The sequence below is a fragment of the Pseudomonas sp. LB3P25 genome (assembly GCF_054897985.1).
On sequence record NZ_CM142711.1, the window covers coordinates 3,287,796 to 3,301,163 of the forward strand.

General features: G+C 56.4%; 15 protein-coding genes. 4 read left to right on the top strand and 11 right to left on the bottom strand.

The window, feature by feature from the left end:
- Positions 1-25: 25 nt before the first annotated feature.
- The 4 genes from ACYZTW_RS14915 to pdxR all read right to left on the bottom strand — a co-directional run bounded on the left by ACYZTW_RS14915 (position 26) and on the right by pdxR (position 3,711).
- On the bottom strand, positions 26-733 hold the full coding sequence (locus tag ACYZTW_RS14915) for a lytic polysaccharide monooxygenase auxiliary activity family 9 protein (RefSeq protein ID WP_462005510.1): 708 nt from the start codon (positions 731-733) through the stop codon (positions 26-28).
- A gap of 525 nt (positions 734-1,258) precedes the next feature.
- Positions 1,259-1,669: a cupin domain-containing protein gene (locus ACYZTW_RS14920; protein ID WP_462005511.1), complete on the bottom strand. Its 411-nt coding sequence runs from the start codon at positions 1,667-1,669 to the stop codon at positions 1,259-1,261.
- Positions 1,670-1,860: 191 nt separating this feature from the next.
- Positions 1,861-2,154 (bottom strand): putative quinol monooxygenase, encoded by a 294-nt coding sequence (locus ACYZTW_RS14925; RefSeq protein ID WP_462005512.1) that lies wholly within the window; start codon positions 2,152-2,154, stop codon positions 1,861-1,863.
- A gap of 123 nt (positions 2,155-2,277) precedes the next feature.
- Positions 2,278-3,711: a MocR-like pyridoxine biosynthesis transcription factor PdxR gene (gene pdxR / locus ACYZTW_RS14930; RefSeq protein ID WP_462005513.1), complete on the bottom strand. Its 1,434-nt coding sequence runs from the start codon at positions 3,709-3,711 to the stop codon at positions 2,278-2,280.
- 207 nt (positions 3,712-3,918) lie between these two features.
- Here pdxR and ACYZTW_RS14935 point away from each other — a divergent pair, with 207 nt between their 5' ends.
- From ACYZTW_RS14935 to ACYZTW_RS14945, 3 genes are all read left to right on the top strand, one after another.
- Entirely contained in the window at positions 3,919-4,359 is a 441-nt protein-coding gene (locus tag ACYZTW_RS14935; protein WP_462005514.1) for a carboxymuconolactone decarboxylase family protein, read from the top strand.
- Positions 4,360-4,444: 85 nt separating this feature from the next.
- On the top strand, positions 4,445-5,437 hold the full coding sequence (locus ACYZTW_RS14940) for a LysR substrate-binding domain-containing protein (RefSeq protein WP_462005515.1): 993 nt from the start codon (positions 4,445-4,447) through the stop codon (positions 5,435-5,437).
- Between the two features lie 37 nt (positions 5,438-5,474).
- The gene (locus ACYZTW_RS14945; protein WP_462005516.1) at positions 5,475-5,996 is read left to right on the top strand and encodes a GNAT family N-acetyltransferase; all 522 of its coding nucleotides are present in this window, start codon (positions 5,475-5,477) and stop codon (positions 5,994-5,996) included.
- A 1-nt stretch (position 5,997) separates the two neighbouring features.
- Here the strand turns inward: ACYZTW_RS14945 and ACYZTW_RS14950 are convergent, their stop codons facing one another.
- From ACYZTW_RS14950 to ACYZTW_RS14970, 5 genes are all read right to left on the bottom strand, one after another.
- A complete protein-coding gene (locus tag ACYZTW_RS14950; RefSeq protein WP_462005517.1) occupies positions 5,998-6,690 on the bottom strand; it encodes an aspartate/glutamate racemase family protein in 693 nt (230 codons plus the stop codon).
- Positions 6,691-6,779: 89 nt separating this feature from the next.
- Positions 6,780-7,733 (bottom strand): halovibrin HvnC, encoded by a 954-nt coding sequence (locus tag ACYZTW_RS14955; RefSeq protein WP_462005518.1) that lies wholly within the window; start codon positions 7,731-7,733, stop codon positions 6,780-6,782.
- Entirely contained in the window at positions 7,730-8,662 is a 933-nt protein-coding gene (locus ACYZTW_RS14960; protein WP_462005519.1) for a halovibrin HvnC, read from the bottom strand. The genes ACYZTW_RS14955 and ACYZTW_RS14960 overlap by 4 nt, the downstream gene beginning before the upstream one ends.
- Before the next feature lie 113 nt (positions 8,663-8,775).
- Positions 8,776-9,216, bottom strand: a complete 441-nt coding sequence (locus ACYZTW_RS14965; protein WP_462005520.1) for a DUF2599 domain-containing protein — start codon at positions 9,214-9,216, stop codon at positions 8,776-8,778.
- A 62-nt stretch (positions 9,217-9,278) separates the two neighbouring features.
- On the bottom strand, positions 9,279-10,667 hold the full coding sequence (locus tag ACYZTW_RS14970; RefSeq protein WP_462005521.1) for a hypothetical protein: 1,389 nt from the start codon (positions 10,665-10,667) through the stop codon (positions 9,279-9,281).
- A gap of 248 nt (positions 10,668-10,915) precedes the next feature.
- Between ACYZTW_RS14970 and ACYZTW_RS14975 the strand changes: the two genes are divergently transcribed.
- Entirely contained in the window at positions 10,916-11,410 is a 495-nt protein-coding gene (locus ACYZTW_RS14975) for a hypothetical protein (RefSeq protein WP_462005522.1), read from the top strand.
- A gap of 131 nt (positions 11,411-11,541) precedes the next feature.
- Here the strand turns inward: ACYZTW_RS14975 and ACYZTW_RS14980 are convergent, their stop codons facing one another.
- Complete coding sequence (locus tag ACYZTW_RS14980) at positions 11,542-11,763, bottom strand: cbb3-type cytochrome c oxidase subunit 3 (protein ID WP_462005523.1); 222 nt, start codon at positions 11,761-11,763, stop codon at positions 11,542-11,544.
- Between the two features lie 15 nt (positions 11,764-11,778).
- Positions 11,779-13,206 (bottom strand): cytochrome-c oxidase, cbb3-type subunit I, encoded by a 1,428-nt coding sequence (gene ccoN / locus ACYZTW_RS14985; protein WP_462005524.1) that lies wholly within the window; start codon positions 13,204-13,206, stop codon positions 11,779-11,781.
- Positions 13,207-13,368: the final 162 nt, after the last annotated feature.

The following is a 13,368-nucleotide window of genomic DNA, read 5'->3' on the forward strand; positions in this document are numbered from 1 at the left end:
GGTTTACACCTTCTGATCTGCCGAGTCAGGAGGTGAAGTTAAGGTCCAGCACTTGATAGAAAGCATTTTGGGTATCGGCCACGTCCCAGACTGCCAGAAGCACGTGGTATCCACTTCGCACCGGCAGTGTCATTTTGTGTTGGTGAATGATTGGCGGGTACAACACCTCGTTTCCCGGGGCCCAATAGGGTTGAAAGGTGTTCAGGTAGGTCTGGATGGGCGCTTCTTCGAAGTGTTTCCTCGCCAGCGGCTCTTGAGCGTTCCAGTCCGGCTTGGTGAGGTAGTATTTCCAGCGGCGGGTTCTGTGGGTTTGCCTATATTCCCAAGTCAACGTGAATTCCTGGCCTGACACGACGTTGTGTTTTTTCCAGTGATTGCCGGTTTCGGCCGCATTCAGCAGGGCACGTTCATCACTGTATCCGCCACTGGCGATCATTCCGTCCGGGGGCGGTACGGCGCTGCGAACGTCTGCTGGAGCATCCGCATCCGGTAAGTCGCCTATCAGCGCAGGAAAGCCTTTTCCGCACTCTAATTCAACAAGTTGCCCCAGATTCAGCTTGCCTTCGTTATAGAGGAACTGAGCACGGGACTCCGGCGTGCTGATCCGACCATGCAACGGCTTGATGGTTTCAGTGCGGGAAATTTCCCTGACTGTCTCGGTAACTTTACCCAATTGATCTAACAGATCAGGGATTACGTTTTTTGAGGTCATCGCATTGATACTCCCTTCCATGAACAGTCCAAAGACAGAATGAGAGGTCAATGGCCATCTTTCCTGTCCGTCGATTGGGATTAGAGAGGAGCGTGTCAACCACTGTCTACTGTCAACGTTGACAGTAGACAGGCTAAGAAAGTTGAGCTTTGGGTGTTTGGTCGGTCCGGTGATCTATTGGATATTTGAGGCGGACTCGCTCGAAAGGGACAGCTTATCTGTCGGTCTGGTCAATAAATTACTGAGCGACTGGTCGAACTTCTGCAAGGTTTCACCCGCTGGCTCTGGTCGAAACCGGTGCCGGCGTTGGCCTGGTAATCTGTGTTTCTCCAGTGAAACAACTTGAGTCGGAAAGTTAAAGTTGCCGGGCGTCGGCAGTGACTCCAGACTAAACCTGTGCCTGCTGAATGAAATAGCCAATTTGTACGCTTATCAGATGGCCAATAGTTTTGTTTGGTTTAAAAGTTTGCGGTTAGTTGCGCTGGGAAATAAAAAGGCCCGAATAGGTGGTTCGGGCCTTTTTATTTATGGCTGTACGTTCGGCCATCAGTTTCTCAATGGGATCAATACTTTCTCGTCCGGGGACAACACCATAAACACCAACAGTTTGGCTGGCTTGGTCGCACTGGCATTTTTCGAGACCAGATGTTCCGAGCCGGCCGATTCATACCAATACTCGCCGGCCTTGTAGGTCTTCGGTTGCTCGCCTTTCACTTGAGAAACGATCGATCCAGAAATCACGTAGGCCATTGCCGTGCCTTCGTGTTTGTGGGCGATGGAGGATTGGCCCGGCTCGTAGTCGACTTCGATCATCAACGCCTTTTTGCCCGGGACGTTCTTCAGTACTTCGTCCTGCAGGATCGTGACTTTTTCCGAAGGGTCGTGGGCGAATGCCGAGGCTGAAACGGTCAAGGCCAGGGCGGCGAGAGGGGCAGCAAACAAACGGAGTGCTTTCATGGGTCATCACCTGCGTGGGTTAGTCGTCAGGGATTACGGTAGTCCGCCCATCGGGGCAAACAAACAGCCAATTTTCGTGAAGGCGAGGGGACCAATCATGCGCGTTGAAAAAACAAGATCGCCGCCTCCAGCCACTCCTGCAGGGGTACCCATTGCCCTGTAGGAGTGGCCGAAGGCGACGACCTAATTTTCTAAACGATAGGAAAACTGTTGAAGTCGACGCTATTGGCCAGGCGGCTGTCGATCAGGCCGATAAACCCTTGTACTTCAGGGCAGTTGAAATGCATTTGCATGGCCGCTTCCGATTGCCAGCGGGCGCTGACCGTCCAGCGGTTGTCGTCCTCGGGGCAGCGGTCGACCATATAGGATTCACAGCCCGGTTGTGCGCGCAGGGTGTCGACAATCTTTTGTAGTTGCTGACCCAGTTCGTCCGAGCGGCCGGCGGCGGCCTGCACCTTTACGGTATTGATCACTTCGTTGGACATTGCTCACACTCCTGAATCAGGCCGGACGAATCCTGCTCATTGAGGGATAACACTTATGCAGGATAGGCCTGCACCCCCGGACCACCAATAGCCAATCGCCGGATAAAAACGCAGACCAATCTGTCAGGCGACCTGCTGCAAAATGTCCCGCAGGCGGTCCAGGGCGATGTCGATGTCCAGGGTTTCAATGGCGCCAAAACCCAGGAAAAGCCCGGCCTGCGGCGCTTGCTGGTAGAAAAAGCTGTCGATGTCGTAGAGCCCGACTTCGACCTTTTTGGCCAATTCGATCACTAATGGAATATCGATAGGCACTTTGCACATAACCGCCATGTGGAACCCGGCGGTGGTCGGGACAGCTTCGAGCCACGGTGAAAGGTCGCCGGCCATGCGCGCGAGGATTCGTTCGCGGCGCCCGGCATAGATCGTATGGCAGCGCCGGATGTGCTTGAGCAGACAGCCTTCGGCGATGAACTTGGCCAGCGCCCATTGGGGCAGGGTGGAGGTGTGCAGATCGGTGAGCTGCTTGGCCCGAATGACCGCTTCGAGAATCGCCGGCGGCAGGATCGCATAACCCAGCCGCAACTCCGGCAGCAGGGTTTTCGAAAAGGTCCCGACGTAGGCGACGATGCCGCGTTCGTCCATGCTTTGCAGCGAATCGGTAGGCCGGCCTTCGTAGCGGAATTCGCTGTCGTAATCGTCCTCGATGATGATCGCGCCCAATTCATGGGCCCGCTCCAGCAGCGCCACCCGGCGTGCCTGGCTCATTGGCATGCCGAGCGGGAACTGGTGGGACGGCGTGACGTAAATCAGCCGGGTGCCAAGGGGGATCTTGTCCACCTCAATGCCTTCGGCATCCACCGGAACGCCAATCACCGTGGCACCGTGGGTGCCGAACAACAGGCGTGCGGGCGGATAACCGGGATCTTCCATGGCGACAATGCTGCCGGGGCGCGTGAGCACCCGGGAGATCAGGTCCAGCGCCTGTTGCGCGCCGTTGCACACCACCACGTCCTCATCCTGACAATTGACCCCGCGAGAAAATGCGATGTGCCGGGCGATCGCGTTGCGCAGCGCCGGCAGGCCTTCAGGCAGGCTGTAGAAGCCCTTGGACGCGGCGATCTGGCGCAAGGCGTGAGCGGTGCAGCGCCGCCAGTCATCCTGGGGAAACTGGCCCTTGCTGGTGGCGCCGCCGATGAAGTCGTAGCGCAACGAGCCTTCCAGTGTTGGATGGCGCAGGAACACCGGCAGGTTGCGCCAAGACTCGATGACCTCGGCACTGGCCAACTCCGAATGGCTCTGTTTACGGGTGATTTTCGCCGGTCGGGCGTTGACGTAGGTGCCTTTGCCGATGACCCCGGTGAGGAAGTTTTCGTAGGTCAGTTGTGTGTAGGTGTCGGAAATGGTCTTGCGCGAAATGCCCAGTTGTTCTGCCAGCAAACGACTGGGTGGGAGCTGCGTCCCGGCTGCCAGACGACCGGATTCGATGGCGCTGCGCAGTTGGTTGTACAACTGGCCTGCCAGGTCCTTGCGGCCGTTGATGACAACGTGAAGTTCCATACCGGCGAGGCTCCTGGGGCGATTGAGGCGCGTGTGCGTCGCGCCAGATTACCCGCATGAGTGCCTGCGCAGAAGTTGCGTGGGCGAAAAACTTCCGATTGGTCTGGTGCCTTGGTGGTCCACGGGTATTTCGCAAAATTGGATCTGTAACGCCTGCGTATCAGCGCCTACCTTGAGGGGCACACATCCGGTCCACGAGGTCACTCCATGAACGCCCGCCTGGATTACTACAGCGCATCGCCCAAAGCGATGAAAGCGATGATTGCCATGGAGGCCTTGACCAGCAACCTCAGCATCGAGCCGGCCTTGCTGCACTTGATCAAGATCCGTGCCTCGCAACTCAATGGCTGCGCTTTCTGCACCGACATGCACTCGGTGGATGCCCGGCGCCTGGGCGAGACCGACCGCCGTTTGTATTCGATCGTGGTCTGGCGCGACAGCGGCTTCTTCAACCCGCGAGAACGCGCGGCGCTGGCCTGGACCGAAGCCGTCACCTTGCTCTCTGAAAGCCATGTGCCGGACGAGGTCTACACGCAGGCCCGGGAGCAGTTCAGCGAAGGCGAGATGGTCGATCTGACCATCGCCGTCACCACTATCAACAGCTGGAATCGTCTGGCGGTGAGTTTTCGGCAAACCCCCGGCGGTTGATCCGGTTTTTTCCCGGTTGTCATACCAGATTCATGAACGGTCAGCAGGATGAAACGCTCAAGGACAGATCGACAGGGAGTCACCAATGTCATTCATGGAGCCCTCCGGGCGTCAGGGTGTGGCCGAGTACCGCCGGCCCGTAGAACACAGCAAATTCTCGTATTCACGAGTAGCCGGCATCGATCCGGTGCTGCTGCAGTCTTTCAGGGTCAGTGCCCGTTGTGGTTGTTTCATGCAGGCAGCCCGCAGTCTCAACATCAAGACAACACAGTTGCGCAAACAATTGGCGCAGCTTGAAGTGCAACTGCAGTGTTCGCTGTTCAGCCATTTGGATAATGGCGTTGCCCTCAGTCGTGACGGGGTGCAGCTGCAATCGCAGTTGTTTGCCCTGGCCCACGAGCGCGATTTGCCGGTGACCGAACAGCCGTTGATTCGCCTGGCCGTCGCCGAATCGATCCTGCATGACATTCTCGGTCGCGATCTGGTTGCCTTGTTGCGGCGCAACGCCAGCGTGCGTCTGGACATCATCACCCTGGACAGTGAACTCTCCCTGCAAGCGGTCAGTGCCGATGTGGTGCTGTGGCTGGCCGGCACCGATTCACCGCTGCCGGGCCCGAGTTTTGCTGTCAGCGAGCCCCGGTGCCTGGCGCGGCTCGACTACCTGCCCCACATCGCCAAACGGTATTCACGGGTCGCGTCGCGACCTGACAGTCTCGATGACCTGGCGGATTATCTGCTGGTGCAATGGCAGCATGACCGTCAGGTCGACAGTTTTCGCCCGTGGAATACCCTCGTGGACCAGCGCCTGGCCGGGGTGGTGCAGTTGCAATCCTATGAGCTGATGCTGGAGATGATCCGCTGCAGCGCCTGCATTGGCCTGCTGCCCGGATACATCAGCCGCTTCGACCGTGGCCTTATTGAATTGCCGGGGCTGTTCAGTCAACCGATGCAGCGCCAAGTGTGGATGGCGGTCAATGCCGAGTCCGAGGGGGCAGCGCAGGTGCAGATGATCGTTGAGCTGATCCAGAACACCTTCGAAGAGCGGCGGGAGTGGTTTGAACAACCTACGGCGGTATAGAGTGGGCGGCCATGTCTGTATCAAGGATGAATCACCCATGCCCGCCACTGACGCTGTCATTTCCCTCGAACGTTTCAACGAATCCCACATCGACGGCATTACCGCGCTCTACAACGACCCGGCCATTACCCGGCAGGTGCTGCAAATGCCGTTTCAGTCCGCGGAGGTCTGGCGCAAGCGCCTGGCGCCGGACAACGAGCGTGTGGTGCAGCTGGTGGCGCTGCATCAAGGGACGGTCATCGGCAATATTGGCCTGGAGCAGTTTTCACGGATCCGCCGCAGCCATGCCGGCAATCTCGGCATGGGCGTCGCGGTGGCCTGGCAGGGCAAGGGCGTTGGCTCGCAACTGCTGGCGGCAGCGCTGGACATCGCCGACAACTGGATGAACCTGCAACGGGTCGAGCTTTCGGTGTACGCCGACAATGAAGCCGCCATCGGGCTGTATCGCAAGTTCGGCTTCGACCCCGAAGGGCTGTTTCGCGACTACGCCGTGCGTGACGGCGTGCTGGTGGATGCCTTGAGCATGGCGCGCCTGCGTCGCACACCCAAGGCCGGTTGAGTCACTCGCCCAACGCGAACGCCACCGCCGCTTGAGCATGCAGTTCGGTGGTGTCGAGCAAGGGCAGGGCGCTGTGCTCGGGCTTGATCAGCAGGCCGATCTCCGTGCAGCCGAGGATGATCGCCTGGGCGCCGCGCTGGGTCAGTGATTCGATAACCTGCTGATAGACCTTGCGCGACGCCTCGCTGATCACCCCGACGCACAACTCGTCATAGATGATCCGGTGGACGGCCTGACGTTCATCGGCCTCCGGCACCAGCACGGTCAGTCCCATTGAAGTCAGGCGCTCTTTCAGAAAGTCCTGCTCCATGGTGAACGCTGTGCCGAGCAATCCAACCTTCAACGCACCCGTATCGACGGCAGCCTGACCAGCTGGATCGGCGATGTGCAGAAACGGAATACTGATCGCTGCCTGAATCTGCCCGGCTACCTTGTGCATGGTGTTGGTGCACAGCACCACGCAATCAGCGCCACCGGCCTCCAGCCTGCGCGCCGCGTCCACCAGAATCGCCGCGGCATCGTCCCAGCGCCCGGCGTGCTGGGCCTGTTCGACAGGGCCAAAGTCGACGCTGTACATGAGCAATTTCGCCGAACGCAACGGCCCGAGCCGGTCGCGCACCTGCTGGTTGATGAGACGGTAATACTCGGCGCTGGACTCCCAGCTCATGCCGCCGATAAGGCCGATGGTGCGCATTGCAATCTCCCGATGAAGTGGCCTGCTTGACGTGACAGGCGAGCACGAGAGTGTCGGTTTCTTTGGTGCTGTATACCAGTGGTTAATACTTATTTGTGCACCTGATCTGCCTCTATGTACTCAAAGTGCGCCCGACCCGTTACGGTAGTGGGAAGGGTGACTTTGATAATGGGTACGATGATGTGTGGATGGGTCCAGTTATAGAAGTCCCTTTGATTCCATTTTGCATCAGCAAGGGCTACTGCGGGGCTCCCGGCGATGTAAAAGAGCGCCATGATCGGCAGTCTGTTTTGCTGACCTGCGGGCCATGCAGCCAGTATCAAATCATTTTGCTCATTGAAGCCCCGTTGACCTAACTGTTGTTTCGCTCGGATGGATTGATAGAACGAGGCCGCCCCGAGGTTGTTCATGGCATCTCGAGTGTCGAAACTGCATTGGTGCAAACTTGGTTTTGCGATATTTGGAGTGTTCCAGTGTTTTATCCATAACTCAGCCGTGGTTATCCCAATTGACTGGCAACGACGGCTTTGAGTGGGGTAATCAGTACTGGGTCCACAACCGGGCGCTGAGCGGTACCAGGCCCAGCCATCGATTGGAAAGGCGCAGAGATATTCAATATGGAGCTTATCCGCAGGCTTATCGAAAATGGGGTAAAAAACATAGCCGTTACTATTGGTTTTTGGATCGCTCCAGGCCATTTCTCTGAAGTTCGAATCCGCTCTGAGATAAGAGAAATGAATGCCTCCGGTTCTTACTGAGGTGGGGCTGGGGTCCCAGACGTGGTAGCTGTTATCTTGGCGAGTGACTCTTAACGTGACACCGGAACACAAGAACGCGGGTGCTGAAGGCGTTCCGCAATCTTTTCGCGTGTCTTCGTACAAGGCTTGAAGCCTTGCTGCGACGGCTGAGCCTGCGGTAGTTGTGTAACTACCGATGACATCATCTTCAGGTGGCGTATTGGTGTGGCTACACCCCACCAGAATACCGAACCCAACAGCTGCAATCAGACTTTTGATGCAGGCCGGATGAAGGGGGGCGTTCATTGGGTCACCACCTGGTCTGCGGCGACGTATATAAAGGAGGCGGTGCCGGCCGCGCTGTCGGGAGGTGTGAGCCGAATGATCGGCACCACGATCTTAGGGTTGGTTGAATTATAGAAATCCCTTTGGTTGTACTGAGCATCGGCAAGGCCCGCGTTAGTTCCACCCGCAACAAAGAAGAACGCCATGATCGGGAGCGTGTTGGGGCGTCCTGCTGTCCAGGTCTTGATCAGTATTTCGTTATGCTCGCTGAATCCCTTCGCACCAAGCAACGCTTTCGCTCTGACGGATTGATAGAACGCGGGACCCGCCAGTGCATTGCGATCATCCTTGACGTCGAAACCACATGAGCGCTGGTTTGGAGTGCCACCGGGCAAATCCCATACGGCTTTCCATTGTTCAGCAGTGGTCACGCCGGCGTTATGGCAAATCTGGCTTTGAGCGGGATAAGAGGGATGGGCGACGCAGACCGCTGTTTCGTTTCGGGTCCAGGTCCACGCATCCATGGGGTACGAGCATAAATAGTCCAGATCGACTTTGTCGGCAGGTGCTTCAAAGATGGGATACAGGATAAAACCATTTCCGTAACCCCAGGCCAGTCGTCCGAAGTTTGTATCGGCTCTTAGATAAGAAAACGATACGCCGCCACTTTTTATTGATGTGGGGCTGGGGTCCCATACTTTATATTGGTTGTTCGGGTCCTTTACCGTAACTCTGAGTGTAACGCCCGAACAAAGAAATGCAGGCTGTGAGTCCGAATTATTGCAGTTGGCAAATTTTCTGCTGTAGAGAGTATTAAGTTGTGTTGCGATGGCAGGCCCCTTCAATATATTGGCGTTGTTAATTGCGCCAAGCTCATGGGTGAGGTTGGAAGCTGTCTGTGTGCAACCCATAACGGTTAGCGTGAAAAGTGCGAGTATTAACTTATTCATAATAAAATCCATTTTTTAAAACAGGTGTTGGCGATTGTTATTGAAAATAATGTTGGCTTTGTTGGAGTGAACGTTGCTGAAGTGAAAAGTCGATATAGATATTGGGTGAAACGTCAGGGTGCTTGCTCAGGCAGCGGCGTAACGTGGTTGCAACCGGCAGCCAGGGTTTTTTCGTAGCCGACGTCAGGTCTCCACGGTTCCAGGATCCATTGAGGTTTGTCGCGTGCAATGGCCAGGTGGCAAATCAATTGATGTCTCAAGCCATGGGTGTTTTTCCAATACCTGCTGTTTGAATAGTCACGCGTCAGCTCATCCCATAAAAAAGGCGTTTGTTCTGGCTGGGTCTCTCTGGCACAAGGTGTTGGGGTGATTGCAATAGACCATTCATAGTCTCGGCGAAACCATTCGGCTGTTTCGATGTACTTGGCGCAACGTTGTACGGTAATTACACTTTGTGTGGCTGTTGTACTGGCTGTTTCCTGCGTGGCATATGATAGTGAGTAGATACTGACTAGCATTCCTGCGCTCAACAGCAAGCAAGCTGAGTGGTTCATTGGTATTCCCTCTCATGAAATGCTGTGTAAGTTATGAGTCCAGTTCTAAAAGAAATAATTTGTCAAAGTTGAATGCGTAATATCCACGAAAACATCAAGCGTTCACCACTGTTTGAGCGAAGGATCGTGTAATTGATGTGCACGGGGAGTCCTGCACTTTCAGAGATCCATGAGGAATCTATGGGTAGGCGCATTTCGGAGGTGTTGGTGATGTCGAATTCGGCACCGTAACGTTTGTATTTACCGTGCCAGGCAATACGGACTTTGTAACCGGTGTTCATGCCGGTATAGCGGACGGTTGCCGTACGTTTGTCCGACGACAATAGGGGTTCGGGAAGATGAAAGCGTTGTGCAAGGACAGTGAGGTCCAGCGGGCGAGAGCGTTGAGGATCGGTATCGGGACGTTCAACGGTGTAATAAACCTGCGCCCCACTGCCGATGCAATCGATCACGTCTAACCGATCAACCTTAAAGACCAGGGTTTGCCCGGCTTGGCCGATCGTTTGAATCTCACTGCCATAGGTTATGTTTCGGCCGATCCAATACACCTTCACGGTGTGTCCGGGCAAGGAGCCGGTGTAGTCGACCTGCACTCTGGCGTAATCGGCGGAGTACATGTCGTTGAAGTCCAACACTGTACCGTTGCTTCCCAAGGCCTCCAGCACTTTGGGAGGCTTCAGGTCGAGTTGCGCCTCTCTGAGATGTACATCCACCTCAAGGGGCGCGGACTGGCCGGATGAATTGCCGAGCTGATCAATGATCCGAAACCAGAACGGGGTACGCGGGTTATCGCCCGTTTTTTCGAAAACCGGGGTGAAGAGTGTTTCGGTCACTACCGGGCTGCCTGGAACCGCCTCGGCAGGGGTTACCTTGTGATCGACATAGGTCGTACCAACGGTCAGCCGAATATCATCATGTGCGCGTCTATTGGGATAGTCGAACCCGACCACCACACCACGCTCCGCCTGGGCTTTATCCACGCCGTTGGTCTGCACATCGGCAGAGACCTGAACCTTGCGCGTCGAATGGCCGGGTTCTCCGGGTGCAAGGGTGTGGTAGAGAACTTTTAATTTCAGGGACTCTTCGGGCGTTGTCTGACCTACCCTCAATACCTGGTAGAAGATCTCGTTGACACCGTCTTGAAGAATGCCTTTGGGGATGTACAGTCGAACACGATCGTTTTCCTCGCCGGGTCCAATGGTTTTGCCCGTCACGGGGGTTGCTCTGCCGTCCACGTACAGATCAACGCGGTCGTCTACATCCATAACAACAGACTTGGACGCCGCATTGAGCCAAGGGTCGATAAGGCATAAGAGACCCTCAGGTTGTTCATCGAAGAGGGAAAGGGGGATGCCCCCATGTGGATTGGAATCATGAATGACTGGCGTTTTCCATCCCGGGATGATTACCGGATATAGGGTCAGAACATTGCTGTTGGTTTGGTTATCCATCACCTGTCTCCTTGAGCGTGACTCTCACCATCCCGGTTATTTCGGTGGCGGTTCTATCAAACACCTACTCAAGCGAGGTGGCTACTGTCACATCTGACAGGTAACGCCGCGTAAATTGTGTTTTTCGGTACCGTTTGTCGTAATTTCCGCTGCCGCTCATGCATCAGTCTCCGTTTTAATTGAACGGTCCTGTGCTCAATCTGCCATGCTCAAAAACCGCAGCACTGCTTCAACAAAGGAACACCGCAATGGACGACGTACAGCAACTGGGTGAGATGCTTCGCCATTACGCAGAAAGCGAAGCGCACAAGAAGCAACTGTTCGAGTCGCAATCGGCCGTGTGGGCGACGCGCATTGGTGAGCTGTTTGATCAGATCCAGCAATGGCTGGAACCGGTCCAGGCACCGAATCTGCTGGAGGTAAGCCGCGAGGCGTATGTCGCCTCGGGGCCGAGCGTTCCGGTCGAGACGTCGACCTTCAAGACCGAGAAGCTGTCCATTGTCATTGCCGGTAAACCGGTGGAGTTTGTGCCGGATGTGATGGGTGTCGGTGGTCAGATTTCACTCGCCGTGATGGGCCTGACGGCAGCGCGCTATGGCAGCATTTCGCTGGTGTGCCTGCCGCCGTCCAGTAGCTGGCAATGGCGCAAGACCAATGGGTTGAAAGACCCGGATACCTTTGCGTTCGATGCGAACTTTTTGGCGCAGCAGTTGCAGAGCCTGATTCCCCGCGAACGCAGCTGAATCCTCTGACCTGACACATAATCCTGTGGGAGCGAGCCTGCTCGCGAAAGCAGTCTTACATTCAACAATGATGCTGAATGTTATGGCCCCTTCGCCAGCAGGCTCGCTCCCACAATGGATTAGTGGAGCTGTCAGAGGTCGAGGTTGCCCCATCCCGGCTTCACCTCTTCCGGTGCCACCGCCTTCACAGTCTTGCCCGTCGCCAACTCCACCCGCCGCGCCACCTCAGGGTCATCGGCAAACGGAATCAGGCTCGCATCCTCCAGACTCTCTGCTGTCTGGTGCTTCAGGCAGTATTCAATCGCCAGCCAAAGCCCCACCACGCCCAAAACATTCAACACGACCTCAATCATCTCAAGCCCCTTGCCTCAGGCAATCTGCGCTTCGCGGTGGGCCATTTCGACGTCCGAAACCCGCACGGTGCGCCAGGTGTTGTACGCCATCAGCAACATGCCGCTGAGGAAGAACACCCCACCGGCGAAGCGCACCACGAACCCTGGATGGCTGGCCTGCAAGGCTTCAACGAACGAATAGGTCAGCGTGCCGTCGTCGTTGATCGCGCGCCACATCAGGCCCTGGGTGATGCCATTGACCCACATCGAGGCGATGTACAGCACCGTGCCGATGGTGGCGAGCCAGAAGTGCAGGTTGATCAGCGGCGTGCTGTACATCTGCTCGCGGCCGAAGACTTTCGGGATCATGTGGTACAGCGAACCGAAGGTAATCATCGCCACCCAACCCAAAGCGCCGGCGTGGACATGACCGATGGTCCAGTCGGTGTAGTGGGAGAGGGCGTTGACGGTTTTGATCGCCATCATCGGCCCTTCGAAGGTCGACATGCCGTAGAAGGCCAGGGACAGCACCAAAAAGCGCAGGATCGGGTCGGTGCGCAATTTATGCCAGGCACCCGACAGCGTCATCATGCCGTTGATCATCCCGCCCCAACTCGGTGCCAGGAGGATCAGCGACATCGCCATGCCCAGCGACTGCGCCCAGTCCGGCAGTGCGGTGTAATGCAAGTGGTGCGGGCCGGCCCAGATGTACAGGGTAATCAGCGCCCAGAAGTGCACGATCGACAGCCGATAGGAATACACCGGCCGCCCGACCTGTTTCGGCACGAAGTAATACATCATCCCGAGGAACCCGGTGGTCAGGAAGAACCCCACCGCGTTGTGCCCGTACCACCACTGCACCATGGCGTCGGTCGCTCCGGAATACACCGGATAGGACTTGAACCAGTCCACCGGAATCGCCAGGTGATTGACCATATGCAGCATCGCGATCACCACGATGAACGCGCCGAAGAACCAGTTGCCGACGTAGATGTGTTTGGTCTTGCGCTGCACCACGGTGGTGAAGAACACAATGGCGTAAGCGACCCAGACCACCGTCATCCATACCGCGCCAGAAAACTCGATCTCGGCGTATTCCTTGGTGGTGGTGTAGCCCAGCGGCAAGGTGATCAGCATCACCACGATCACCGATTGCCAACCCCAAAAAGTGAACGCGGCAAGCTTGTCCGAATACAGCCGCACCTGGCAGGTGCGCTGCACCGCGTAGTAACTGGCTGCGAATTGCGCGCTGCCGGCGAAGCCGAAAATCACCAGGCTGGTGTGCAGCGGGCGCAAGCGGCCGAAGGTGGTCCACGGCAGGTCGAGGTTCATCTGCGGCCACACCAGTTGCGAGGCGATCCACACCCCCATCGCCATCCCCACGACACCCCATACCACGGTTGCCACGACGAATTGGCGGACGACCTTGTAGTTATAGGCCTGTCCGATTGTTGCTGTGCTCATGGTCAAAGTTTCCACGGTTGCAAAGTCTTGCCAGGCCACCCGGACTGGCATGTCGTCCACTGTAGAAACCCTGCCGGAAACAAAACAGACTCAGAAAAACAGAGTTTATGCGGATCAGATAAAGCGAATGCCTGCGGTGATAAGCCGCAGTCTGATACGGTT